21 protein-coding genes and 3 pseudogenes are annotated in these 25,162 nt (G+C 43.4%); 12 read left to right on the top strand and 12 right to left on the bottom strand.

Annotated features, from left to right (window positions below; genetic code table 11):
• The first annotated feature begins 100 nt into the window (after positions 1-100).
• Entirely contained in the window at positions 101-982 is an 882-nt protein-coding gene (locus AB4180_RS13425; protein ID WP_017102577.1) for a LysR family transcriptional regulator, read from the top strand.
• A 137-nt stretch (positions 983-1,119) separates the two neighbouring features.
• Here the strand turns inward: AB4180_RS13425 and AB4180_RS13420 are convergent, their stop codons facing one another.
• From AB4180_RS13420 to AB4180_RS13400, 5 genes are all read right to left on the bottom strand, one after another.
• Entirely contained in the window at positions 1,120-1,665 is a 546-nt protein-coding gene (locus tag AB4180_RS13420; protein ID WP_017102576.1) for an RNA-binding S4 domain-containing protein, read from the bottom strand.
• A gap of 116 nt (positions 1,666-1,781) precedes the next feature.
• The gene (yejF, locus tag AB4180_RS13415; protein ID WP_017102575.1) at positions 1,782-3,434 is read right to left on the bottom strand and encodes a microcin C ABC transporter ATP-binding protein YejF; all 1,653 of its coding nucleotides are present in this window, start codon (positions 3,432-3,434) and stop codon (positions 1,782-1,784) included.
• A 9-nt stretch (positions 3,435-3,443) separates the two neighbouring features.
• A complete protein-coding gene (locus tag AB4180_RS13410) occupies positions 3,444-4,466 on the bottom strand; it encodes an ABC transporter permease (RefSeq protein ID WP_102249213.1) in 1,023 nt (340 codons plus the stop codon).
• A gap of 31 nt (positions 4,467-4,497) precedes the next feature.
• Positions 4,498-5,586 (bottom strand): microcin C ABC transporter permease YejB, encoded by a 1,089-nt coding sequence (locus tag AB4180_RS13405; RefSeq protein WP_004730359.1) that lies wholly within the window; start codon positions 5,584-5,586, stop codon positions 4,498-4,500.
• A 12-nt stretch (positions 5,587-5,598) separates the two neighbouring features.
• Positions 5,599-7,494, bottom strand: a complete 1,896-nt coding sequence (locus AB4180_RS13400) for an extracellular solute-binding protein (protein ID WP_017099339.1) — start codon at positions 7,492-7,494, stop codon at positions 5,599-5,601.
• Positions 7,495-7,886: 392 nt separating this feature from the next.
• Here AB4180_RS13400 and AB4180_RS13395 point away from each other — a divergent pair, with 392 nt between their 5' ends.
• Positions 7,887-8,930: an endonuclease/exonuclease/phosphatase family protein gene (locus tag AB4180_RS13395; RefSeq protein ID WP_102249212.1), complete on the top strand. Its 1,044-nt coding sequence runs from the start codon at positions 7,887-7,889 to the stop codon at positions 8,928-8,930.
• 150 nt (positions 8,931-9,080) lie between these two features.
• On the opposite strand, the gene AB4180_RS13390 is transcribed toward AB4180_RS13395, so the two are convergent.
• A complete protein-coding gene (locus AB4180_RS13390) occupies positions 9,081-9,716 on the bottom strand; it encodes a porin family protein (protein WP_009844909.1) in 636 nt (211 codons plus the stop codon).
• Between the two features lie 392 nt (positions 9,717-10,108).
• On the opposite strand from AB4180_RS13390, the gene AB4180_RS13385 reads away from it, so the two are divergent.
• The 7 genes from AB4180_RS13385 to AB4180_RS13355 all read left to right on the top strand — a co-directional run bounded on the left by AB4180_RS13385 (position 10,109) and on the right by AB4180_RS13355 (position 17,075).
• A complete protein-coding gene (locus AB4180_RS13385; RefSeq protein WP_009844908.1) occupies positions 10,109-10,423 on the top strand; it encodes a winged helix-turn-helix domain-containing protein in 315 nt (104 codons plus the stop codon).
• A gap of 279 nt (positions 10,424-10,702) precedes the next feature.
• Complete coding sequence (gene rbsD / locus AB4180_RS13380; RefSeq protein WP_009844907.1) at positions 10,703-11,122, top strand: D-ribose pyranase; 420 nt, start codon at positions 10,703-10,705, stop codon at positions 11,120-11,122.
• Positions 11,123-11,219: 97 nt separating this feature from the next.
• Complete coding sequence (gene rbsA / locus AB4180_RS13375; RefSeq protein ID WP_102249211.1) at positions 11,220-12,725, top strand: ribose ABC transporter ATP-binding protein RbsA; 1,506 nt, start codon at positions 11,220-11,222, stop codon at positions 12,723-12,725.
• Positions 12,722-13,714: a ribose ABC transporter permease gene (rbsC, locus tag AB4180_RS13370; RefSeq protein ID WP_102249210.1), complete on the top strand. Its 993-nt coding sequence runs from the start codon at positions 12,722-12,724 to the stop codon at positions 13,712-13,714. The genes rbsA and rbsC overlap by 4 nt, the downstream gene beginning before the upstream one ends.
• Before the next feature lie 174 nt (positions 13,715-13,888).
• Positions 13,889-14,767, top strand: coding sequence for a ribose ABC transporter substrate-binding protein RbsB (gene rbsB / locus AB4180_RS13365; RefSeq protein WP_012600805.1), 879 nt, complete (start codon positions 13,889-13,891; stop codon positions 14,765-14,767).
• Between the two features lie 227 nt (positions 14,768-14,994).
• Positions 14,995-15,921 carry a ribokinase gene (gene rbsK, locus AB4180_RS13360; protein WP_102249209.1) on the top strand — a complete coding sequence of 309 codons (927 nt, stop codon included), beginning with the start codon at positions 14,995-14,997 and terminating at the stop codon, positions 15,919-15,921.
• A 152-nt stretch (positions 15,922-16,073) separates the two neighbouring features.
• Positions 16,074-17,075, top strand: coding sequence for a substrate-binding domain-containing protein (locus AB4180_RS13355; RefSeq protein ID WP_017098988.1), 1,002 nt, complete (start codon positions 16,074-16,076; stop codon positions 17,073-17,075).
• 161 nt (positions 17,076-17,236) lie between these two features.
• On the opposite strand, the gene AB4180_RS13350 is transcribed toward AB4180_RS13355, so the two are convergent.
• The 3 genes and pseudogenes from AB4180_RS13350 to AB4180_RS13340 form a co-directional block, all read right to left on the bottom strand.
• Positions 17,237-18,028, bottom strand: coding sequence for a carbon-nitrogen hydrolase family protein (locus AB4180_RS13350; RefSeq protein WP_102249251.1), 792 nt, complete (start codon positions 18,026-18,028; stop codon positions 17,237-17,239).
• A gap of 122 nt (positions 18,029-18,150) precedes the next feature.
• Positions 18,151-18,582: a lysozyme inhibitor LprI family protein gene (locus tag AB4180_RS13345; RefSeq protein WP_102249208.1), complete on the bottom strand. Its 432-nt coding sequence runs from the start codon at positions 18,580-18,582 to the stop codon at positions 18,151-18,153.
• 39 nt (positions 18,583-18,621) lie between these two features.
• Positions 18,622-19,292: pseudogene (locus AB4180_RS13340) on the bottom strand (hypothetical protein).
• Between the two features lie 296 nt (positions 19,293-19,588).
• On the opposite strand from AB4180_RS13340, the gene AB4180_RS13335 reads away from it, so the two are divergent.
• Positions 19,589-21,160, top strand: coding sequence for an EAL domain-containing protein (locus AB4180_RS13335; RefSeq protein ID WP_102249250.1), 1,572 nt, complete (start codon positions 19,589-19,591; stop codon positions 21,158-21,160).
• Between the two features lie 288 nt (positions 21,161-21,448).
• On the opposite strand, the gene AB4180_RS13330 is transcribed toward AB4180_RS13335, so the two are convergent.
• Entirely contained in the window at positions 21,449-21,793 is a 345-nt protein-coding gene (locus AB4180_RS13330) for a hypothetical protein (RefSeq protein ID WP_241909248.1), read from the bottom strand.
• Between the two features lie 69 nt (positions 21,794-21,862).
• Here AB4180_RS13330 and AB4180_RS13325 point away from each other — a divergent pair.
• Positions 21,863-22,009: pseudogene (locus AB4180_RS13325) on the top strand (IS110 family transposase); the annotation flags it as partial.
• A 187-nt stretch (positions 22,010-22,196) separates the two neighbouring features.
• Here the strand turns inward: AB4180_RS13325 and AB4180_RS13320 are convergent.
• Entirely contained in the window at positions 22,197-23,396 is a 1,200-nt protein-coding gene (locus AB4180_RS13320; protein WP_102249207.1) for a hypothetical protein, read from the bottom strand.
• 61 nt (positions 23,397-23,457) lie between these two features.
• Between AB4180_RS13320 and AB4180_RS13315 the strand changes: the two are divergent.
• A pseudogene (locus AB4180_RS13315) lies at positions 23,458-23,680 on the top strand (IS110 family transposase); the annotation flags it as partial.
• A 330-nt stretch (positions 23,681-24,010) separates the two neighbouring features.
• On the opposite strand, the gene AB4180_RS13310 reads toward AB4180_RS13315, so the two are convergent.
• Positions 24,011-24,886: a prohibitin family protein gene (locus AB4180_RS13310; RefSeq protein WP_102249205.1), complete on the bottom strand. Its 876-nt coding sequence runs from the start codon at positions 24,884-24,886 to the stop codon at positions 24,011-24,013.
• Positions 24,887-25,162 lie beyond the last annotated feature (276 nt).

The raw sequence follows: 25,162 nt of genomic DNA, 5'->3' as shown, positions 1-25,162 counted from the left end.
GTCCTCGATTTCGCTTAATCTGATTTGGTATGAACTCAGTATAAAAAATCGATTCAATTCCATATAATGAAAGATATTCTTAGTTCAATGAGCATTTGGAATGGAATTTGATTTACTTAAGGCATTTTGTCAGTTAGCTAAATCTGGCAATTATCGCTTGGCATCAGAGCAGCTCTACATCACTCAGTCAGCTCTTACTAAAAAAATTCAACGACTTGAATCCAACATTGGGGCGTCTCTGTTTTCTCGTGGTAGACATGGCGCAGAACTGACGCATGCGGGTAAAACATTACTGGCAGAAGCCCAACGTTTAGTTCATTCAATGCAGGCGTTTGAGCAGCTTTCAGGCTCTGTGGTGAACGGAACTCAGGGACATTTGAACATAGGCTTTGGCGTGTCCACTTATCATGAAGCGCCCAAGCTGATTGCGGCGTATAAACAGCAATATCCTGAGGTTCATGTCACCTTAAATGACACACCTTCTAAGCAGCAGACAGACGAGTTATTGAGCCATGAACTCGATATCAGCTTCAATCGAATACCCGACTCTTCCGATTTAGAAAATCTAACCCTATTCAATGATTCCCTTGTAATAGCGATACACAAAGATCTTCTCAAACAAGCGCAAGGCAAAGCTCAAGTTCTCTCTGAGTTATCGGAATGGCCTTATCTAAAGCTAGCCCAACACCGAGGTCCCGGATTAGACAGACAGATCCAACAATATTGTCTTGCCAATAAAATCGACCTATCAAAAACACAAGAAGCCGACGATATTCTTACCCTGCTGGCGTTAGTATCGGCCAATATCGGTTTCACCATTGTACCTAGCAGTGCGCAGTTCATTAGTAACACCGATGTGGAATTCATTGCGTTAGAAGGCGAACACGCGACTTGGCCTGTCGGGTTGATCTGGAATGGAGATAGTGAAAACCCACTCCGGGATAAGTTTGTCGAGTTTGTGGCTGATCAAAAAGGAAATTAAACCAGAAGCTAAATTTCACCAACAAAAAAGGCTCACTAAATAGTGAGCCTTTTGATATCTGCCTAACGAAAAACCTAGGTCTAACGTTGCGTGCGTTTTGAAAGAATAGTTTTAGAACAGCAGGTTAGAGTTATAACTTAGAAGAATTCAATCGAGTTACGACCGCTTTTATCGTCACGTGTTGGCTTTGGCGTATCCGCTTTCTTTTTCGGCTTTTTTTCTTTCTTCTCTTTTTTCTCTTTCTTTGGTTCAGCCGTTGCGCTTAGCATTTCTGCTTTGCTTTTCTTAGATTCCTTCTTCTCAGAATCCTTTTTAGACTGACCTTTCTTCGCCTTGTTCTCTTTTTTAGGCGCTTCTTTCTTTTTCGGCTTTTCTAATTCTTCTTGTACTGGCTGATCACACACCACTACATAGTATTCTTGGTTGAATTCAAAGAAGTCGCCATCGTACATTTTACGACGCTTACGGGTTTCTAGCTCACCATTTACCGCTACGTAGCCTTCAGAGATGATGTGCTTAGCTTCGCCGCCACCACTCACTAGGTTAGCAATTTTAAACACTTTGTAGAGCTCGATTGGCTGTGATGAAACATCAATACCAATTGCTTCAATTTCAATCTCTTCGCCTTCTTCGCCCAGCTCTTGGCCTTCGTAATCAGCGTCTTCGTAATGTTCTTGGTCCATGGTGACCTCTACCTAAATATGTACTTCTGAAATATTGGGCGCAGTGTAATCTTAAAACAAGTAAATGACCATGTTGAATTCACCGAGCACTCTTTTGTTCTCGTTACGCACCCACTTTATAGCGCACCACCAACATTCGAAAGGCTGACAAGCTGCTTGGTATATTCATGCTGCGGATTACCAAACAAAGTCTCAGTGTCGCCCTTCTCTATCACCTCGCCAGCTTTCATGACGATAGTGTAATGACACAAGGATTTCACAACATTCAGGTCATGGCTGATAAATAGATAAGTCAGACCATACTTTTCTTGAAGTGATTTCAACAGATCCAGCACCTGCGCTTGAACCGTTCTGTCGAGTGACGATGTGGGTTCGTCTAACAAGATAAACTCTGGCTTTAATATCAGAGCACGAGCAATCGCAATACGCTGCCTTTGTCCGCCAGAAAATTCATTTGGGTAACGGTGACGAGTTTCTGGGTCTAAGTCGACCTCTTTCATTACGTCACAGATGCGTTGGTCGAGTTCAGTGTCGTCCAATTGTTGATGTACTAACAAGCCTTCGCCAATCACTTGCGCGACCGACATTCTCGGATTTAGCGCAGAAAACGGGTCTTGAAAGACCACTTGCATACGGCTTCGAAACGGTAGCATCTGTTGACGGTTTAAGCCTTGAATTTGTTCGTCAGCGTAGGTAATTGACCCTTCACTATCCACCAGCTTAAGTATCGCCATACCAGTCGTCGATTTACCAGAACCACTTTCGCCAACTAAACCGATTGAGTGCCCTTTCTTCAAAGTGAACTCCATGTCGGTTACGGCTTTGACATGAGAAATGGTTCGCTTGAATAAACCGCCCGTGATCGGGAACCAAACACGAAGTTGATTTACATCGAGTAGCGGTTTGCTTTCGGGTGACACAGGAACGGGCAAGCCTTTAGGGTCAGAGTTGATAAGCTTTTGCGTATAAGGGTGAGCAGGCGCATTAAACAGGGTATGACAGTCGTTACTTTCAACCAAGCGACCATCTTTCATTACCGCTACTCTGTCGGCAATCTTACGAACGATACTTAAGTCATGAGTAATGAAAAGCATCGCCATACCCAATTCTTGTTGCAGGTCTTTCAACAAATCCAAAATCTGCGCTTGTACCGATACATCCAATGCGGTTGTCGGCTCATCAGCGATAAGTAGCTCAGGTTCGTTGATCAGCGCCATTGCGATCATCACACGTTGGCGCTCTCCACCAGATAACTCGTGCGGATAGGCTGAAATCTTTTGTTCTGGATAACGGATGCCCACCTTGGATAGCCACTCTATCGCCAAGGCTTGCGCTTTATTGGTTCGCATTCCTCGGTGAATAGAAAGAGTTTCAACCAGCTGCTTACCGACTCGATGAAGCGGATTAAGCGAAACCATAGGCTCTTGGAAGATCATGCCGATGCGACCACCACGAATCCCGCGCAGCTGTCTTTCAGAGCAACTCAGGATATCGGTGCCAGAGAAGTTAATCTTACCGTTTAAGTAGTGCGACGAACCTTTAGGCAAAAGTTTTAGAATCGAGTTAGCTGTAACCGATTTACCGGAGCCACTCTCGCCCACCAGCGCGAGTGTCTCACCTTTGTATATTTCTAAAGAGACGTCTTGCGTCACTTGTTCTATCGAACCTTTACGCCCGAAACCGACAGACAATTTATCAATGGTCAGAACTGGAGGTGCATTAGAAGCCTCCGCTGTTGACCCTGAAGTAGGAGCTGTATTTGAAGTCATAACTTATCCTTACTTCTGTTGATGTGGGTCGAAGGCATCACGTACCGCTTCACCAACGAAGACCAGTAACGTAAGCATCAGTGAAAGCACAACGAAAGCAGAAATACCAAGCCAAGGCGCTTGCAAGTTAGCTTTACCTTGCGCCAATAGCTCACCTAATGAGGGCGAACCCGCAGGAAGACCAAAACCTAAGAAATCTAACGACGTTAATGTGGTGACTGATCCAGAAAGAATAAACGGCATCATGGTTAACGACGCCACCATCGCGTTGGGTAGCATGTGACGAAGCATAATACGTTTGTCGTCAACACCCATGGCTTGCGCGGCTCTTACGTAATCAAAGTTTCGACAGCGTAGGAATTCAGCTCGTACAATCCCAACCAAACTCATCCAACTGAAGAGCACCATTATTCCGAGCAACCACCAGAAGTTCGGCTCGATAAAACTCGATAGAATAATCAGTAAGAACAGAGTCGGCATCCCTGACCAGACTTCAATGAAGCGCTGACCAAACAGATCAACCCAGCCACCGTAGTAACCTTGTGTCGCCCCGACAACCACACCAATCACGCTCGATACAATCGTCAGAATGAAGCCAAAGAGAACGGAGATACGGAACCCATAAATGATGCGAGCTAACACATCTCGCCCTTTATCATCGGTTCCTAGCCAGTTCACTGAATCTGGCTCCGATGGCACCGCGCCCGAAATATCGAAGTTTATTGTGTCGTAGCTAAACGGAATGATGGGCCACACGATGTAACCGCTGTCTTCAATGAGTTCGATAACATAAGGGTCTTTATAATCCGTTTCGGTTTCAAACTCGCCGCCAAATTCGGTTTCGGAATACTCATTGATAACCGGCACAAACCACTGATTATCATAAGAAACCAAGAGTGGCTTATCGTTGGCAATGATTTCCGCGAACAGGCTCAATCCAAACAAGATGGTAAATATCCAAAGGGAGATAAAACCACGCTTGTTTGCTTTAAAACGTAACCAACGAGCTTCAGCTAAAGGGTTGTTAAACATTTATTATCAATACCTTTTTATTCGTTCGCCATTAACGCGCTTCAAAATCAATTCGAGGATCAACCCAGGTATAAGTCAGATCGGAGATAATGCTCAGCACCAAGCCAAGCAAGGTCATGATATAGAGAGAACTGAACACCACTGGGTAATCTCGTTGAATGGTCGATTCAAAGCCGAGCAGGCCTATGCCTTCGAGTGAAAACATCACTTCAATCAACATAGATCCCGTAAAGAAAATACTAATAAATGCGCTTGGGAAACCCGCAATAATAATCAACATGGCATTACGGAAAACGTGCTTGTAGAGAATACTGCTCTCGTCCAAGCCTTTCGCTCGCGCGGTCACCACATATTGCTTATTAATTTCATCAAGGAAGGAGTTTTTGGTCAGCATGCTGAGTGTTGCAAAGCCACCGATGACCATCGCAAAAATAGGCAAAGCTAAGTGCCAGAAATAGTCGCCAATTTGCTGATACCAGTTGAGTTGGTCGAAGTTACTCGACACGAGCCCACGCAATGGGAACCAACTGAAGTAGTTACCACTCGCGAACAAAATAATCAGGATAATCGCAAACAAGAAGCCCGGTACGGCATAGCCAACAATCACCACCGCACTCGACCAAATATCAAACCGAGATCCGTGATGTATCGCCTTCATGATGCCCAAGGGTATCGAGATCACATAGATGATTAACGTACTCCATAACCCCAAGGAGATGGAAACAGGCAGCCGCTCGATGATGAGATCAATAACGTTGCCGCCCTTAAACAGGCTTTCACCGAAGTTAAAGGTCGCGTAATTTTTCAACATGTCGAAGTAGCGAACATGAATCGGCTTATCAAAACCAAACTGCTTTTTGATCTCTTCAACCACTTCAGGATCAAGCCCACGTGAGCCTTTATAGCCACTCGCAGACGCTTGGTCACTTTCGCTTAAATCAACTTCTTGTCCACCACCAGAAAAGCGCTCCATGATGCCAGAGTTATGCCCTTCTAATTGAGCAACGGCTTGTTCTACCGGACCTCCAGGGGCAATCTGGATGATGAAAAAGTTGATGGTGATGATCGCCCACAGCGTGGGGATCACCAACAATAAACGTCGAAATATATACGCGGCCATGCTAACTAACTCCTAGCGACGTTTTTCAGGAAGCAATGCCGCCTTCTCTTCTGAAATCCACCATGTATCGATACCTAAATCGTATTTAGGCAATACATCTGGACGCTCAAACTTGTCCCACATTGCTACGCGATATTCACCAACGTGCCATTGCGGGATGTTGTAGAAATTCCACTGCAATACTCGGTCCAGTGAACGACCGAGAGTAAGAAGCTTTTCAGGATGTTGTTGGTTACGCGCAATTTCTTCTGTTAACGCGTCAACCACTGGATCGATAACACCTGCAGTATTGTAAGTAGAATCAATGTAGTTAGAGTTCCAAACGATCATTAAGTTCGGGCTAGGGTAAGGGTTTGCGGAAAATGACGACGACACCATGTCGAAATCACGATCACGCAAGCGCTTGATGTACTGAGTCGTATCGATGGTACGGATCTTCATCTCAATACCCATGCGCTTAAGGTTCTTTTGAACCGGCGTTGCGATACGTTCCGTGGTTGGGCTGTAAATCAGCAACTCAAATGACATCGGCTTGCCGGTCTTTTCGTTGGTCATCACTTTGTCTTTCAATACCCAACCCGCTTCTTTCAGCAGTTTGAAAGCGGTACGCATTTGGCTACGAATACGGCCGCTGCCATCGGTGACTGAAGGTTGGAATTCTTTGGTAAACACTCGCGCTGGAATCTGATCTTTGTACTGAGACAGCAATTCAACTTCAGCTGCGCTTGGTAAGCCTTTCGCTTCATAGTCGGTGTTCTGGAAATAACTACGAGTACGTTTGTACTGACCATAGAACATGTTCTTGTTCATCCACTCAAAGTCCATCGCATAGGTTAACGCTTCTCGAACTTTAGGATCTGAGAACACAGGAGATTGAATATTGAAGACAAAACCTTGAGTCGTTTCAGGCTTCTCATGGTTGATCTCTTCTTTAATGATGTAGCCTTTATCGAAGTTCGCGCCTGTGTAAGAGTTGGCCCAGAACTTAGCCGAGTTCTCGGTTCGAAGATCGAACTCCCCTGCTTTAAAAGCTTCCAACATTACCGTGTCGTCACGGTAGTAATCGTATTGCACTTGCTTGAAGTTATTACGGCCAACGTTGACTGGTAGGTCTGCTGCCCAGTAGTTTTCATCTAGGCCGTAGGTCACACTTTGCCCAGATTTATAGCTAATGATCTTATAGGGACCACTGCCTACTGGTGGCTCACTTAGAGGTTCAGACAGCTTTCTGTCTTTCCAGAAATGCTTCGGCAACACACGAGTGCTTTGCGCAAAGCTAAACAGCTTCTCGCGGTTTGGCTTGTTCATCTCAATTCGAACGACCAAATCAGAGACAGCCGTTACTGATTCAATCTCTTTGTAATACACGCGATACTGAGGCACACCTTCTTTCGAAAACTTGTCAAAGGTGAAGGCAACATCGTGAGCCGTGATTGGTTTACCATCTTGGAATTTAGCATTTGGGTTGATGTTGATTTCCATCCAAGTGAAATCACTGGCGTAGCGAACCTTTGAGGCGATCAATGGATAATACGCATCGATCTCGTCGCTCGGAGAAAACATCAAGGTATCGTAAATCTCCCCCGTATAGCTGGCAGCAACGCCGCGGGAACCGAATCGATTAAAGCTATCGTAGGTACCTATGCTGCCATAAGTCACTTTGCCTACTTTTGGCGCATCAGGGTTAACGTAATCGAAGTGAGTGAAATCGGCTGGATATTTTGCTTCACCAAAACCAACCAATTGTGTGGTTTCAATAACGGTGACAGTAGGAGTTGATTCGGTATCAGAAGCGTGTGTGACGGAGGGATATAGAGCAATAAGCGGCAGCATGACTGCACATGACTTCAAATTAGACCTGAAAAACTGAGTGCGCTGCAAGGCTTTGCTTCGGAAATCTGTTCCCATTTGACTCTCCCTTCAAATGTCATGAATTCTATATTCAAGTTGATTAATCGGCTTTGAATGCATGCCGTTAAAACAAGTATAGGTTCAAATCTAACATCATGTAATAACTAATAAAACCATCAGCACTTCATCTCTGACGGTTTATTTACAATTAACTCGTCACCGCTCGAAGTTATTGGATGCAGTTGGCGCTGATTGCTTTGATTCCTTTAATTAGCTTGGTGGCGCTGGAAAGAACGGGGGAAGGAGATTGCTCTAGCGAGAATGACATAAGCCTCCACGGTTTAGATTCCCTTTGATTCGCTTTGAAAGTGAAATTTAGGTTCTAAATAATCAACAAACTATACTTTACTGGAGTATCCTTGCTGCTTAGGTCTAAATGGAATGACACTTTGAACAAACCAAACCACATAACATTTGCAACGTTCAACCTGCTGAACTATCTCGAACCGCCGAATGCGTATTATGATTTTGAGAACATCTACAGCTTCGAAGAATGGCAGAAGAAGCAACATTGGATGGCTGAAGCGATTCGTTCATTAGATTGTGATGTGATTGGCTTTCAAGAGATATTTAGCCCGAAGTCTTTAGAGCAATTGATGAACAAGCTAGGTTATCCATACTTTGCTGTGGTCGATAGCGCACACGTTGAGGATGACTACTTATATACCTCACCTGTCGTTGGTATCGCTTCCCGTTACCCGATTGAAAACGTGCAGCCTGTTACGCCAGATTCGAAGTTACTGAAAGCGTTCAACCTTAGTGACAACTTCTCATTCAACCGAACACCTGTTCATGCCACGATTACGTTGCCTCATTTAGGTTCAACCGACTGTTATGTTGTGCATTTCAAATCACAGCGTCCGACGGAGCCAAAAATTGAATCTGTCGATATGGATAACTCTCAGCAAGGCGCAAAACCACAAAGTGACACGCTCACTCGCTTCCACCAAGAACAACTTGGCTCTTGGTTATCGAGTGTTCAACGCGGCCTTGAAGCTCAGATGCTGCATCAATACATCACCAATCATCGCTACCAAACCAATCAGCCAGTCGTGTTGATGGGTGACTTTAATAAACCATTATTCCACGATGAGTTTAAAGGGCTGTTGAGTTACGCAATCAACCGAGACGAAAACAGCAAGCATTGGCTTTCCCACTTCCGCTTAAAAGACAGCTGGGATATTTATCATCAATTGCATGAACAAGACTTACTTGAACAACGCAAACCAACCCACTATTACGGTGCCTCTGGTTCTGTTCTGGATTACATTTTAATGTCGAACGAATTTGACTGTCAGAACTCATCAAGCATGATGGAAATCTCTTGCTACACAGTGCTCGACCATCACCTCATCAATCCCAGCTTTGAACACGACCAATTCAGTACTGACCATGCCATCGTTGCTGTCACCGCTCATATCCGTGAAGCCTAGCTATTCGATTACATCTTCAATCGAGAGTTACCTGAGTTGAACATGAAAAAAACCGCAGTCAAAAACTGCGGCCTTCCACTTTAGCCAAACGGGTTGAGCCAACCGACGCCCCATTTAGAAACCGATTTACCGTTTAGCAAAGTGTGAAACTTAGAATGTGTACATTGCGCCAAGATAGAATGAAGCCAATACGATATCTTTCTCTACCTTTTTTCGGTTCCAAGAGTTGCCCTCGTCAACTTCTACTGTAAATGCATCGGCTTCATAACCAAGTCTCAGGCTTAACTCAGAAAGCTTTTCTGGGGTGTACTCAACGCCAAAACCAACTCGTACACCTGCACCTGAATCATCGAAATCAGAACTTGAAGGACGTGAACCGTCTGCATACTTCATATCGAGATCGATTGAAGATAAGCCAATTGTACCAAATGGGCGAACGCCATTATCAAACGTATAACCAAGGTTTGCAGCAATCGAAAAGACTTGAGGAGTCCATGTAAAGCCAGCGTTGCTTCTTAAAGGATATTTAGCAACCACATCACCATAATCCGTGTACTGAAGCTCAAGTGATACAATACGGTTAAACTTATAGCCAGCAATGATACGGTAAGCATTGTCTTCTGCTTCAAACGTCACTGGCTCTTTAATTGATGAAAATAGTCCACCATCATCGACGCCAGAAGTACCAATGGCACCACCTAGATACAAACCACTGTCCGCTGCCATTACATTGTTTGCTGCAAATGCTGACATCATTGCGATGCTTAGAATTAATTTATTGCCCATTACTACTTGACCTTACTTAATGCAAATCAAGATTGTTACGCCTTCCTGTGCTGCACAATCTTGTTAGAGTTACCCGACACCCCGTCGAATTCGCGAACATGATAGGCTCACAGAAAACAAAAAAATAAATAAAAATGTAATCACTTTATAACCCCAGACAACAGAATTAGTTAAAACACCATAAGAGCCTGAATAAAAAAGAAATAAAAAAACACCTAACGTTTGTTTGAACAATCTATTCCCTTCCAAATCATCCGGTTTTTAGGTTTTTCCACCTCGCACTTACGCAAGCTTACTTTCAAGAGTGGCGTGATTTTGCATAATCCGCACGCTTTAGTAGCTTGCGACTTAACTCAATCTCAACCATTCAGAATAAGACGAATAGAAACACGATGAACCACACAATAGAGCTCAACGGCTTAATCATTGATACTGACTCTCGAACGATTACTAATGAACAGGGGAATAAAATCACTTTACGCCCTCACCTACTTTCGGTGCTCTGTTTACTAACAGAAAATCTAGGGGATCCCGTTTCTAGGGAAGATATTATTGATATGTGCTGGGAAGGGGAACTCACCTCTCCTCACATACTTGCTAACGTCATCTATAATCTGCGTAATGTTTTTACGCGCTTAAGAACACCGGACATTCAGATAACCACAATCACCAAGTTTGGCTACATTTTGTCGGTTGACCCCACTTAATTAAATTTAAGCGACACTACATTGTGTCAAAACTGTATGAGCAACACGCCGTAGCGCACTCTTTATATCTCCATTGTGAACGTATTTATGCAATCAATGGCGTTGATTAAGATCACTAAAAAACGCCCCATCGAAACGTTTCGATGATCGTTATCACACTCTAGGAAAGTGAAGAGTGCAAATGATAAATCAGACACTATTATCACCATCGAAACGTTTCGATGGTTTTTCTTGAGTTGTTCTCAACCCATTAAACGTTATTTTTCGATAGGTCGTGATATGAAAAAAAGTACTCTAATTAATTCTGAACTCTCTTACTTAGTGGCGACTCTTGGCCACACAGATGAAATCACGATTTGTGACGCGGGCTTGCCGATTCCAGATCACGTAACTCGTATTGATCTTGCCTTAACTCATGGTGTTCCGAGCTTTCAGCAAACAGTAAAAACCATGCTGGATGAATCTCAGATTGAAGGCGTTGTGATTGCAGAAGAGTTTGCGAAAGTAAGCCCAGATCATCACGCTGCACTGATTGATTTAGTTAAGACAGAAGAAGCGCGTTGCGGCAAATCGCTTTCGATTACTTACATCACTCATGAAGAATTCAAAGAGCGAACGCATGACAGCCGCGCGGTTATTCGCACTGGCGAATGCACGCCATACGCAAATGTTATTTTCCAAGCTGGCGTAACCTTTTAGCTCAAGCTCAGCGTTTGAACCTAAGCGCAACGACAGCTCAGTGTCATCACTGAACCAAAACAATCAAATACAACTGGCCCCGAGTAAAGGAACCGACATGACTCAAGCCATTTTAGAACTTAGCTCAATTGAGAAAGCCTTCCCAGGTGTTAAAGCACTAGATAAGGCGAGCCTCAACGTTTACCCAGGGCGCGTAATGGCGTTAATGGGGGAAAACGGTGCAGGTAAATCAACGTTGATGAAAGTGCTTACCGGCATTTACCACTTGGACGGCGGCACTATCGCATACCAAGGTAAACCCGCAGCATTTAAAGGACCACGTGATTCACAACAAGCCGGCATTAGCATCATTCACCAAGAGTTGAACCTAATTCCTGAGCTAACCATCGCCGAGAACATCTTCTTAGGTCGTGAAATCACAGGCACCATGGGACGTATCTTGTGGAACGAAATGTACCAAGAAGCGGACAAGCTACTTAAACGCCTTAACGTAAAACACAGTTCAAAAACTCCTTTAGGTCAGCTAAGCCTTGGTGAGCAGCAAATGGTAGAGATAGCGAAAGCCCTATCGTTTGAATCTAAGGTCATCATCATGGATGAGCCAACGGATGCACTAACCGATACCGAAACTGAGTCTCTATTTAAAGTAATTAACGAACTACGTGATGAAGGCTGTGGCATTGTTTACATCTCTCACCGTTTGAAAGAGATCTTTGAGATTTGTGATGACATCACCGTGCTTCGTGACGGTAAGTTCATTGGACAATGTGAAGTAAAAGACACCGACGAAGATGGCCTAATCGAGATGATGGTTGGCCGTAAACTGGACGAGCAATATCCACGTATCGGACAGAGCCACGGTGAAACCTGCCTTGAAGTGATTGGCCTGACTGGTTCTGGTGTTCATGACGTGAGCTTTACTCTAAAGCGCGGCGAGATCCTTGGTGTATCTGGCCTAATGGGTGCAGGTCGTACCGAACTGATGAAAGTGATTTACGGTGCCCTTCCAAGTGAACGCGGCGTCATCAACCTAGAAAACAAAACCATCAACCCTGTAAGCCCGAAAGATGGCTTGGCGAATGGCATTGCTTACATCTCTGAAGACCGTAAAGGCGATGGCTTAGTTCTAGGGCTTTCAGTGAAAGAGAATATGTCTTTATGTTCACTTGACCTACTGACAAAGAGCGGTCAAATCCAACATAAAGATGAAGTAATGGCGGTTGATGACTTCATCAAGCTCTTCAACATCAAAACCCCGACGCGCGAACAGATTATTGGCAACCTTTCTGGTGGTAACCAACAGAAAGTGGCTATCGCTAAGGGCTTGATGACCAAACCAAAAGTACTGATTCTCGATGAGCCAACGCGTGGTGTCGATGTCGGTGCTAAGAAAGAGATTTACCAACTCATTAATAAGTTTAAAGCCGATGGCATGAGCATTATTTTGGTCTCATCTGAAATGCCAGAAGTGTTAGGAATGAGTGACCGCATCATGGTGATGCATGAAGGCCGTGTAAGCGGTGAATTTGATGCTAAAGAAGCAAACCAAGAATTATTACTGGCGTGTGCGGTCGGTAAAAAGATCAACGAGGACGCAGCATGAGTATTAAAACCATGAGCAAAACAACTGAAACTGAAGCGCCAAAGAAAAAACCGTTAATCAGCAAAGAATGGCTGATTGATCAAAAGTCATTGATTGCTTTGATCTTCCTGATTGTTGTCGTTTCTTTCTTAAACCCAAACTTTTTTACTGTCGACAACATTCTGAATATCCTGCGTCAAACCTCGGTTAACGCGATTATCGCAGTAGGTATGACACTGGTTATTTTAACCGCGGGTATCGACTTGAGTGTCGGCTCTGTACTTGCGCTTTGTGGTGCATTCGCAGCCAGCATGATTGGCATGGAAATCCCTGTGATGATCGCAGTGCCAACCGCTCTAGTAGCTGGTGCAGCATTAGGTGCTATTAGCGGTGTGATTATCGCTAAGGGTAAAGTTCAAGCCTTCATCGCAACGCTTGTAACCATGACACTACTTCGCGGCGTAACCATGGTTTACACCGACGGTCGCCCTATCTCAACAGGCTTCACTGACACAGCAGACGCATTCGCTTGGTTCGGTACAGGCTACGCAATGGGCATCCCAGTTCCAGTATGGATCATGGTCGTGGTATTCGCAGCAGTATGGTACCTACTTAACCACACACGCTTTGGTCGTTACGTTTACGCACTGGGTGGCAACGAATCAGCAACTCGCCTATCGGGTATTGATGTAGACAAAGTGAAAATCGGCGTTTACGCAATCTGTGGCCTGCTAGCTGCAGTGGCTGGCATCATCGTGGCATCGCGTTTGTCATCTGCTCAACCTACCGCAGGTATGGGTTATGAGCTAGACGCCATAGCAGCCGTGGTTCTTGGCGGCACAAGCTTAGCGGGCGGTCGTGGTCGCATCATGGGTACATTGATAGGTGCACTGATAATCGGCTTCCTAAACAACGCCCTAAACCTATTAGACGTATCTTCTTACTACCAGATGATTGCAAAAGCAGTGGTTATTCTTCTGGCAGTATTGGTCGACAACAAAAACAAATAAGACTCTAGTTTGAGTCAATGCAACACCCTGCTTTATCTATAGAAAACCCATAGAAAAAGCACCTTTAATAAAAAGATCTATCAGTAACAAACCTATAAACATTAAATCTATAAATAATGTAACAACGAGCTAGGGTTATCCAACCTAGCTCACCCTACATAAAGGACTTACACCATGAAAAAATTAGCGACTCTTATTTCTGCTGCCCTTCTTTCTACAACAGTATCTGTGTCTGCACAGGCGCAAGATACAATGGCAATCGTTCTGTCTACACTGAATAACCCATTCTTTGTAACCATGAAAGATGGCGCAGAAGCGAAAGCAGAAGAGCTAGGCTACAAGCTTATCGTTCTTGATTCTCAAAACGATCCAAGCAAAGAGCTTTCGAACATTGAAGATCTAACCATTCGTGGTGTTAAGGCAATCCTGATTAACCCAACGGATTCAGACGCTGTGTCTAATGCGATTCGTATTGCTAACCGTTCAAACATCCCAGTACTGACACTAGACCGTGGTGCAAGCCGTGGTGACGTAGTGAGCCACATTGCTTCTGATAACGTAATTGGCGGTGAAATGGCGGGTCACTACATCATGGAAAAAGTGGGCGAGAAAGCGAAAGTAATCCAACTTGAAGGTATCGCGGGTACATCGGCTGCTCGTGAACGTGGCGAAGGCTTCATGAACGCAGTAAACGGCAGCGACCTTGAGCTTCTTGCAAGCCAACCTGCTGATTTCGACCGTACTAAAGGTCTGAACGTAATGGAAAACTTGCTTGCTGCTAACCCAGATGTACAAGCGGTATTCGCTCAAAACGATGAAATGGCACTAGGTGCTCTTCGCGCCGTTCAAGCTTCAGGTAAAGAAGTGATGATCGTTGGCTTTGATGGCACTGAAGACGGTATCGCTGCTGTTAACCGCGGCCTACTAGGCGCAACGGTTGCACAACAACCTGACCTAATCGGTTCTTTAGGTATTGAAATAGCAGACAAAGTACTGAAAGGCGAGACAGTAGACGAGTACGTACCAGTAGCTCTAAAAATCATCGCTAAGTAACTTATCTATTACCAACTAACTTAGCTTAACTCTTGACCTAATTAAGCAGGGGTCCCCTATCCCCTGCTTTCTTGACTCACTTGCTCATTGGCTCACTGACTCAAGACAAAAAGCAAAACTCCGACAGTGCATCGCTGTTTCTCATACCGCTCACAAACGAGAGCGCACTCAACACCATGAGAAAGACCCATGCATTTTCAAATACGATATATCATAAGGCTCGTATCATGACTCAACTGATTGTTCTAGGTAGCGTTAACGCTGACCACGTACTGCAAGTTCCTTCGTTCCCTCGTCCGGGTGAAACCTTGATTGGCGGTAACTATCAGGTCATCCCTGGCGGTAAAGGCGCAAACCAAGCGGTCGCTGCTGCGCGATTAAACGCAGATATCGGCTTTATCGCCTGTGTCGGTGACGACCCATTCGGCATCAATATTCGTCAAGATTTTGCTAAAGATGGCATCAACATCGATGGTGTTATCGTTGCAGACAACACGCCGACAGGCATCGCGATGATCCAAGTATCAGCAACAGGTGAAAACAGCATTTGTCTTTCTGCTGAAGCCAACAACAAGCTGACTTGCGACCAAATTGAACCGCATCTAGAGAAGATTCGTGGCGCTAAATACCTTCTAACTCAACTTGAAACGCCAATTGAAGGCATTGAATACGCAGCAAAAGTAGCAAAAGAGAATGGCACTCAAGTTATTCTAAACCCGGCTCCTGCTCGTCCATTATCGGATTCATTGCTTGCTTGTGTTGATGTGATTACACCCAACGAAACCGAAGCAGAAGTTTTGACAGGCATTACCGTGACTGACAGCGCATCCGCTCATCAGGCAGCTTTGGCTTTGCACGCAAAGGGCATCGAGACTGTGATGATCACACTTGGCGCGAAGGGCGTTTGGGTAAGTAAAAACGACAAAGGCGAGCTCATTGCAGGGTTTCGCGTTGAAGCGACAGACACAACCGCTGCTGGTGATACCTTCAACGGCGCATTGGTGACAGGCTTGCTTGAAGACATGCCACTTGAGCGCGCGATTAAGTTTGCTCATGCCGCTGCTGCTATTTCCGTAACTCGTTTTGGTGCTCAAACGTCGATTCCGAACCGTTCTGAAACCGATGCGTTTTTATCAGAGCAATTATCTGCCTAACTTTAGACCCATTTGAAGGCTTAACTCCTGAGCTAAACCGTAGTTAACGGATGTGAGCCTTCAAATTCGGTAACAACAAATAACAAGCATAAGCCCCTGTATTCAGGCAGAATATCGCGTAACGTGGCAAGTTACTCCCACAAGGATTTTTTATGGCAACAATGAAAGACGTCGCTCGGCTAGCAAAGGTTTCAACTTCAACCGTCAGCCATGTGATCAACAAGTCACGTTTTGTCAGTGAAGAGATAGCTGAGCGTGTTAACAGTGCGGCTAAAGAACTCAACTACGCACCCTCTGCATTGGCTCGTAGCTTGAAAATGAAGCAGACCAAAACCTTAGGTATGCTAGTAACTACCTCTACTAACCCATTCTTTGGTGAAGTAGTAAAAGGTGTTGAGCGTCGTTGCTACGAGAAAGGTTACAACCTTATCTTGTGTAACACCGAAGGCGACAGCGAGCGCATGAAATCATCTATCGATACCTTGCTGCAGAAGCGTGTCGATGGCCTAATGCTGATGTGCTCAACCCTTGAAGGCGAGCACATTGATGTATTTGAACGCTACCCAGAATTACCTATTGTTGTAATGGATTGGGGCCCAATGTTGTTCGCGAGTGATAAGATCCAAGATAACTCGCATCAAGGCGGCTACATGGCAACCAAGCACTTGATCGATAACGGTCACGCTCAAATTGGTTGTATCACTGGCCCACTGCACCGCAATCAAGCATCTTCTCGTTATCAAGGCTTCAAGCAAGCGATGGAAGAAGCGAAGCTCGAGATCAACCCTAAATGGATTGTTGAATCAAACTTCGAATGCGATGGCGGTTTTGACTCATACCAAACCTTAAAAGCGCGTGGCGAAATGCCATCGGCACTGTTTGTTAGCAATGACATGATGGCAATGGGTGTGATTCACGCTGCGGCTCAAGATGGCACATCGATTCCAAATGATCTTTCGATTATTGGCTACGATGACATCCACTTGTCTAAATACATGACCCCAGCTTTGAGCACTATCCACCAGCCAAAACACCGTTTAGGTAAAGCAGCCGTAGATACTCTATTGAACCGACTCAAAACACCTGATGCGTATCCGCAGGTTGTTGAGTTAGAGCCAACGTTAGTTGAACGAAGCAGCGTTAAAGCGATTTAGTGCGCCTTTCTACAAATCTAAATAACTGCTCCAAACAACAGAGCCGAGCAGTGCAGCAAAGCAACTAGCCAAGGCAACATCCTACACAACAGACCTAAATAACAAAGGGCAAGGTTATCTAACCTTGCCCTTTTCGATCCTAATACGCTTCACTTGTCTTGTTAACGATTCAACGCAGACGCTATCTGTTGTATTTCATCTAACACATCAACACCATTGTATTGAGGCGCAATAGACAAGTCTTGAATATTAATCGTTTCAACAGACTGATGCTCACTGAGTTGAAGCATTAAGTCTCCCTTCGGTGAATAGGTTCTACTGCCGCCACAATATGTCGCGGTAAAGGCATCAACCACATCTTGCCCGACGCGATTACAGGTCACGATATGACACCCTTCTTCTAACGCTCTTGCTTGTGCAATGGCAAAGCTATGATGACCACCAAAATTCGCAGGATGGAGAATAACGTCTACCGACTGATACGGTCTCATGATCTCCGGGAACCATATATCAAAGCAAATCGCGACACCGAACTTCAAGCCTTTGTATTCAAAAGTAAGAAGTTCATTTCCTCTAGAAAAGTACTCTTTGTCGAATTTCGTTTGACTGACTTTTCTGTATTTATGACGCAAACCTGAACCATCAACCACCACAACGCTATTGTAATACTGACCATTATCTTCCTCAGCGACACCCGCAACGATTAACGTCTGATGTTTCGTGGCAAGCGCAGTTAATGAATCAATGGTCGGGCTGTTATTGAAGTCTTCACACAGTTCATGAATTTCTGCGGCATCGTTAAAGATATATCCAGTAGAGAACAGTTCAGGCAGCAACGTGATATCACCCACTGTCGTCTCAGCTTCCAAAAGCTCAGAGACTCGCGAGATGTTCATTTGTTTATTTTTGTATTCAACTTCAAGCTGGACAAGAGTGACGCTGACACTATTCAAAATCGAATCCTTACTGGGTAACACTTCAAACTTGAGACTAAGAACGACAGGGTAAGATAATCCCCCATCGCTTGCTGACTCGATCGCCAATGGTTGAAGCAAGCGCACACTCTCATAAGCACTCAGTTCATATACTTCATCAGCTTGGGCTCTGGCAAAACTGGTGGTGTGCTGTCCATGTAGGTTAAGAAGTTTTCCCACACCTCATGCGTTCTTTGTTTAGTCAGCTTAGTTTTGCAAGAAAGCGCCATAAGACCTCGAATTGAACCATCACGCCATTGGGTATACACCGAGTCACAATGTGCCGTCATGTAAGCTTGCCAACTGTCTTGAGCCATCTTGATTGAGCTAACCAACTCCGCATCATAAGCATTGTGTTCAAAGCTCGCTTCAAGGTATTGATCAAGCTCCACTTGTGCAGTTTCCAACTCAATCGACGCACAGTGATTGATCTCTATGGTATTCATTGCATTCTCGCAATCGACAACATCATCGGATGCTGATGCAAGCAAAGGTAAACACGTTAATAACACGACCGTTAAAGCCTTTTTCATTATTTATCCCCTCATTCAAAAGCACATATATGCGCCCTATTAATGCCAAGCATTACGAATCTTAACGACATAAGACGCCAATTGTTGATAACTGCGTTTAGGATTATGTCCAAAAACCACAAGAGCATACAACCACAGAACAAGAAGCATGGAAAACAAACCTGACTGGAAACCATCTAGGTACAACTCAGGTAGCAAGTCGACTACCTTTTGATAGTTCACAATTGAAATTGTTGTTTTACTGCTAATCAACTCATACGTTAAGCTTATTGGGCCCACTAAGGCCCAAACTAAAAACCATGACACGCCTGCGACAGGCACTAAACTCAGTAGCGGCTTAAGTTGCTTAACCGGGAAAATGAAATACAAGAGCATAATCAAATACAGAGCGGCTAAAAATAAGCTCCATGCGTGAACACTGACTTCAAAAATCCGATAACGCTCATCGACATACATGATTAACACTACCGCCCCCAATACACCAAGCGATAATAATTTTCCCACATACCTCGTTCTAGAAAACCTAATCAATACATAACCAATCACAAGAAGAAAGCACGAAAGCACGAAAGCCAAGCTAACACTTCTGGTTTGGTCTCAAAAAGACGTGGTGTTGCGGAATTAGACAAGATAAAGATCGCGTAGGTAGGAGCAATCATCAGAAACGCGATAAACACACGCACCAACATCCAAATCATATTTTTAATCATTACGCTCAAATCCACTCACTCGCATTATTTCAAAAATTACAGTTTTCAATTTGATGATAAAAACCGGTAACAATCCGCTTCATCAAAAAACGCAAAAGTACTGAACAAAAAAACGACACTCTTAACCTTGGAAGCATATCTAACATCCTGATTTCTATAGTGCGACCATGCGTTACGCTATTTATATCAATAACTCAGACTTTTGTTCACACTATTTATGCATAAGCTTGCGTTATTATCGCTAAATTTATAAATTAAGTTGCATGCACACACCAATCGGTCACGCTTCTCTTAATATGGATATCAAGTACCACCATTTTGCCAAAACTTCGTTCTTCTTTGCCATTTCTTTCTTTTTTTTCATGGCATTGCTTATTCCTTTAACACCGTCTCATTACCAAACGTTAACCGAAGACACATCAAGGTTAGTAGAAACGAGGTTAGAAGGAATTCAATCAAGGTTCGACCGTTTTTTATCTGAAATTACCCCAGATCAGCCTTGCGACGCGATTGTTAGACAACTTCGACAAAACGTTTTTGAAGCCGATTGGGTGAAAGAAGCCGCGGTGTTCGACAAGGAGAGTCGATTTTACTGTTCAACCACCGATGGTGAGGTTTCATTTCGCTTATACAACACCATCAGGCAGCGGCTCAATGACGCCCCAAATTTAACCACCTTATCGTATTCAAACTCAGCGATTACTAAGGTGCAATCCATTATGCTGATATTCTCGACTAAGGAAGGCTCAGGAGTGAGCCTGATGATTCCTCCGCACTTCATCTTTGAGCTTGTAGAAGCTAATTTGAATAGCCAGGGCATTAACTCTAAAGTTGAGGTGATCAAAAGAGACATTCACCCTACCGACCTCGGCTCATACAACGCGACAGTACGGATACGATCAGACATCTACCCATTCTCCGTCACCTCATACATTGGTCATCAGTATTATATTAACTTCATGCTGAGTCACTTATGGTTTGGCTTTCTCATGGCCGGAATTACGACCATTATTCGCCTTTCCCTCAAGCATAAAAAACAGAGCCAACGTAGCTTAGAATATTCGCTATCCAGTGCTCTGAAAAACAAACACCTACATGTTCACATGCAACCTATCGTTAACCAAAGCACCAATAAAATCGTAGGCTGTGAGTCATTATTGAGATGGAACGATCCAATTGAAGGTAACGTCTCCCCTGCTATCTTCATTCCATTGGCTGAAAGTTTAGGCTTGATTGAGAAGCTGACCTATTTCGTGCTGCATGAAGTGTTAACGACATTGAAAAGTAATCAAGAGGTGTTTGCATCAAAGTACATCAGCGTCAACATCAGCCGAAACGTTGTATCCAACAGTAACTTCACTAATAAAGTGATTAGCATCTTTAAAAGACACCCTGAGATTCTCAAACAAGTGGTTTTCGAGGTGACAGAGGATGGTGAGTGTTCTGATGCCGATATGGTCAAAATTAAGGACAACTTGCAAAAGCTATCTGATCTTGGTGTGAGAATTGCCATAGATGACTTTGGTACTGGCTACGCAGGATTAGACTTTGTAAGGCAATTTCCGTTCAGTATTCTCAAGATTGATCGCGTGTTCGTGAAAAACATATCCGACGAATCCAGTTTTGGTATCCCACTATTAGAATCCATGCTTCAGCTATCACGCACCTTAGGCATGCAAGTCATAGTTGAAGGCGTTGAGTACGAGTCACAACTGAAGATCTTGTCGAAACTAGGCGTCGACTACATTCAAGGCTTCTACTTCTATAAACCTATGCCAATAAGCCTCGCCATTAGCTTGATCAAACAGCAAGATTTTGAATCAGATAACGTTGAGAAACAAACAAACCAGACATTTCTTGCTACATAAGGCACTGAAAAAAATATAACACAAAGACTATAGATATCCTTTGATAAACATTTAATTCATCGCATCATTGGTGCATCACAAGGGATATCATGGAAAAGAAACTTCAAATCAAACTGGAGCCTAGCCTGCTGCTACTGAGAATTGGCATTTTGATCGTCTTCTTGTTCAGGGGCTTGGATAAGCTCCTTGTCCCTGAGCACGCGACATTCTAATTTGAAGCACGTTAGCCCACTACTAGGAGTGTGGTAACTCGAATTGGGTTCACTCTTAAATACTTGTTATACAAAGTTATCTACCTGACCAATAATCCATAACTTTCGGATATGCATGATATCTAAGTCCGTATAAAATAATCCCAGCAATTGCAGACTGACATGCTAGATTGATTACCACTTGAGTGAGATTAGGCTGATTGATTGCATAAAAATGAATGGCAACCCAAGGGGCAAACGCAATCATACTTGATATAAAAACATTCCCTCTTTGATACTTCATGATAAACCAAGTTTGAAAAGCAGGAATTATTAGAAAACCTCCCATCATCGTTAGAATTACACTCAAAATCCCAGCCAAAAAAGCCGTTATAGATGAAGCCAATAAATGCATTAACAACTTAGCGATACGATTTAGCACTCTACCTCCCTTTCTATATAACGAATAACATGGATTTCCCCTTCCGAGGTTCTACAATATTTATGTGGTATCTATTTCTGCGCTATCTAATTAGCTAAAAACCACTTTAGCCTTCATGCCGTAAACCAAAATAGTAAGGTCATACTTCATAACTCGGTAACCCACTCTAAATTACGGACTACAATAGCAAATATGTCACTCATGCGTATAAGCGTGAGGCCTGTGTTGGTTATCACAACCTTACCTTGGCCTCGCTCGCCTTGAGAGAAACCTCAAAGCAATGTGCCCTTCAAGCCTAATCGTACAGTTTACTTAATACAATGGTTCCGGGATTGCTCAACACTCAGGGATTTAGTGTTGCCAGCGTGAAGCCTTAATCCTTATTCGTTTATGTGGATATCAGCTAGCATGCGTTGAAAGGTGGTTCTGTTCTATAAAAATATGCCATTGCAATCTTCATGGCCATCCATCCTTCATATGTGAACATCTCTTGGGGGGCATTTAAAGGGAACTCGATATATTTATAAAGTGGATTACTTTCATCAACACTCTCAATACTAATAAATTCCCAACTCTCCTCCGCCATTTTCATTTCAGATTGAATACTAGCAATATCTAATGTAGTTTCAGCAATAAAAAATAACTGGGGTTTACCTCCTCGGACTAGCTCCCTTGTAAACGCAAGCGGTATTAGGCTATATTGATCTGGTCTAAGTCCAATTTCACTTTTTATTTCCTTTTCTATTCCTTTACAGAAAAAGTCGAATGATAAGGTATTCGTAATAGTATCATTTTCATTCCATGCAAAAACCCCAGATGCAGAGCAATGGAATTTACCTAGGCCGTTATCCATTATAGCTTGTTCATTCCCACGAATGGGTATCAGTACTTCTTTTGTATTTGGATTAACGACAATAGCAGCCACGCCTAGAGTATTTGAAAGTATTGATGATCTTAGAGGAGTAATTAGACCATTATGAGCTTTTTCATAATCATTTCGAATCGTTAGTAATGGGTCTTCCCCTAATACACCAGAAGCCCAATCTAAAGTTAGATTCGTTGCGACTTGATCAAAGTAAGTAGCTGGTTGGATATGAATTTTGTTTTCCGTTACATCAAAATTAGTGATACGTATGGAGTAATCGTTTTGCCACTCGCCTGATGTTTCATCAATTTTTATCTTGCCTAAGGCTTTAAATAGTTCTACTGCTTTTTCTGAATGTTCTTTTAAATAGTCGGGAACCTGGTATTTCGCGTCAATAAAACACACTTCTAAATCATCTACATTTTTTCCATAAGAAAAGCCTTTATTTCCTTTTCTTAGAGGTATGGTTTCAGCATATGGTGCGCGACAGAATTTATATTCTTTTTCTAACTCATATTGACTATAGAATTTAACCAAATTATTAGTGTTAGATTCGACAAAAAGACCGATTTTATCTTGAGCATTTATTCCAGTTCTAGTCCGTTTTATCTTCCCTTTTTCAACTAAAGGAATGTTCGCAGCGAACCCTCCCACAAATGGAACGCTAAGCTGTATAGTTGGATTTTCTTCTTTATAACGTTTCCAAAACCTCTTTAGACTTCCGATTACTGCTTTCATTCAAAACCCTCGATGTTAAAATCCATATTACGAATGACATGGATCCCCCCCTTTCGAGGTTCTGCCACATTTATGCGGTACCTATTTCTACGGTATCGACCTAGCTAAAAACCACTTTAGCCCTCATACCACAGGCCAAAATAGTAAGTCCTGCTTCATAAAGCATCACCCACTTTAACCTACTGACTACAATAGTAAATATGCCATTCATGCGTATAGGCGCTGAAGCGTGTGACAATGCACAATATTGGACAAGAACACTAAGTAAACTAGGTCATACGGCCGTATTTTTAATATTGGTTTTGGCATGTGTAAAGCTTGAGGCAACTCACTTAGCAGAAAGACAACGAGAACAAGGCTGGTGGCATTTGTGGAATAAGAGTAAACATGGCGACAATAAACAGCAAATGACTAACGGCTTGATAAGATCACTATCACAACCTTACCTTGGCCTCACTCGCCTTGAGAGAAACCTCAACACGGTGTGCCCTTCAAACCTAATCGTACAGTTTGCTTAACAAAGTGACTTTCGGCTTATGCAAGCTTCAGGGGTAAATGCTGACTGTGCAACATCTCACCCCTTCTGAATTAGGATTACCTTTAATTCTCTAATGCTACTTAGCTCTCATGTCCAAAATAGGCATATTTTCACCACCCAACATTGTTGCTGGCAGCTTTCCGTCCCAGTTTTGAGCTTCGGTCAGTTTAATGATTAATGGGTTGTCCCCAAGAGCTTTGGCCTTTGCATTAATCGCTTCTGCTTCAGCAAAACCTTTTAATTTAATCGCCTTCGCTTCAGCTATAGCGATAAGCTCAATACCATCAGCTTCGGCTTTTGCCGTATTTACGGCTCTTTGAGCTTCTAAGTTTTGTCTAGCCAGTTTATGTTTCTCGGCAGCTGCTAAGTTTTTCTCAGTCTGCTTCGTTTCGATTGAGGTAAGGTATTTTTTGGGTAGGGCTATATTTTCAATCTGTATATTATCTACGCTTACTGGAAACGCGGCCATTTCTTCAATTAAATTGGATTCAATCGCCTGAATAGCACTCGCTCTATCTTGAATTAACTGCTCTGCATCATACTTAGGAATAACATCCTTGGTTGCCGACCTAAATCTAGGGTCAAGAATACGAGCTTCAAATTGCGGAAGACCGCCATACTGTCTAAAAAGATCTAACGCTGCAGATTTATCTACCGTCCAGTTAACGGATACGACGACAGTAACTGGCATCTGCTCCTTTGTACTAGAGGCCATTTTCTCTTCATTCTTGCGTGTTCGAACTTCAATTTCTTCAACGCTGTCGATAAACGGGACTTTGAAGTGTAAGCCTGGGCTTACCTGTGTTTTAGCTTCACTAAAGCGCTTAACAATACCAATGTGCCCCTCATTAACAGTATAAACGGAACTAAAGAGAACAAAAGCAACGGCAATTCCGGCACCTAGCTTTTTAATAGGTAAGTTAAATTTCTTCATTTCTACAGCTTGTTTCATGCTTTTTACCAACCAACTTATTATATGTGTCAATAATCAATATCAATCCTAACGCCCGTAAGAAAGTGAGCCCCACAGAACTAACCAAGTACACGGTACTCTTACTGTAACCACCGAGCGTAACCGCCGAGCGTAACGCATCATATTAATCCTTATTTTTATTGCTTGCCTGCTTTATATTCCATCACGAGTCTTACTATTCCATCGAGTTCCTCGCGTTCGTTTGACGAATATAACCCAGACTCTACAACACCAACGGGGCTTTGTTGCGTAATT

Origin of the sequence: Vibrio sp. 10N.286.49.C3, from assembly GCF_041469545.1 — a bacterium.
Taxonomy (GTDB): Bacteria; Pseudomonadota; Gammaproteobacteria; order Enterobacterales; family Vibrionaceae; genus Vibrio; species Vibrio tasmaniensis_A.
This window is presented reverse-complemented; position numbering and strand designations above follow the sequence as displayed.

Excerpts from the sequence above, each read along its gene's own strand:
- AB4180_RS13335 (WP_102249250.1), top strand. The coding sequence starts at position 19,589 with ATGGATATCAAGTACCACCATTTTGCCAAAACTTCGTTCTTCTTTGCC.
- AB4180_RS13410 (WP_102249213.1), bottom strand. The coding sequence starts at position 4,466 with ATGTTTAACAACCCTTTAGCTGAAGCTCGTTGGTTACGTTTTAAAGCA.
- yejF (WP_017102575.1), bottom strand. The coding sequence starts at position 3,434 with ATGACTTCAAATACAGCTCCTACTTCAGGGTCAACAGCGGAGGCTTCT.
- AB4180_RS13425 (WP_017102577.1), top strand. The coding sequence starts at position 101 with ATGGAATTTGATTTACTTAAGGCATTTTGTCAGTTAGCTAAATCTGGC.
- rbsD (WP_009844907.1), top strand. The coding sequence starts at position 10,703 with ATGAAAAAAAGTACTCTAATTAATTCTGAACTCTCTTACTTAGTGGCG.
- rbsB (WP_012600805.1), top strand. The coding sequence starts at position 13,889 with ATGAAAAAATTAGCGACTCTTATTTCTGCTGCCCTTCTTTCTACAACA.
- AB4180_RS13390 (WP_009844909.1), bottom strand. The coding sequence starts at position 9,716 with ATGGGCAATAAATTAATTCTAAGCATCGCAATGATGTCAGCATTTGCA.
- AB4180_RS13385 (WP_009844908.1), top strand. The coding sequence starts at position 10,109 with ATGAACCACACAATAGAGCTCAACGGCTTAATCATTGATACTGACTCT.
- AB4180_RS13345 (WP_102249208.1), bottom strand. The coding sequence starts at position 18,582 with ATGAAAAAGGCTTTAACGGTCGTGTTATTAACGTGTTTACCTTTGCTT.
- AB4180_RS13320 (WP_102249207.1), bottom strand. The coding sequence starts at position 23,396 with ATGAAAGCAGTAATCGGAAGTCTAAAGAGGTTTTGGAAACGTTATAAA.
- rbsA (WP_102249211.1), top strand. The coding sequence starts at position 11,220 with ATGACTCAAGCCATTTTAGAACTTAGCTCAATTGAGAAAGCCTTCCCA.
- AB4180_RS13400 (WP_017099339.1), bottom strand. The coding sequence starts at position 7,494 with ATGGGAACAGATTTCCGAAGCAAAGCCTTGCAGCGCACTCAGTTTTTC.
- rbsK (WP_102249209.1), top strand. The coding sequence starts at position 14,995 with ATGACTCAACTGATTGTTCTAGGTAGCGTTAACGCTGACCACGTACTG.
- AB4180_RS13405 (WP_004730359.1), bottom strand. The coding sequence starts at position 5,586 with ATGGCCGCGTATATATTTCGACGTTTATTGTTGGTGATCCCCACGCTG.
- AB4180_RS13355 (WP_017098988.1), top strand. The coding sequence starts at position 16,074 with ATGGCAACAATGAAAGACGTCGCTCGGCTAGCAAAGGTTTCAACTTCA.
- rbsC (WP_102249210.1), top strand. The coding sequence starts at position 12,722 with ATGAGTATTAAAACCATGAGCAAAACAACTGAAACTGAAGCGCCAAAG.
- AB4180_RS13420 (WP_017102576.1), bottom strand. The coding sequence starts at position 1,665 with ATGGACCAAGAACATTACGAAGACGCTGATTACGAAGGCCAAGAGCTG.
- AB4180_RS13310 (WP_102249205.1), bottom strand. The coding sequence starts at position 24,886 with ATGAAACAAGCTGTAGAAATGAAGAAATTTAACTTACCTATTAAAAAG.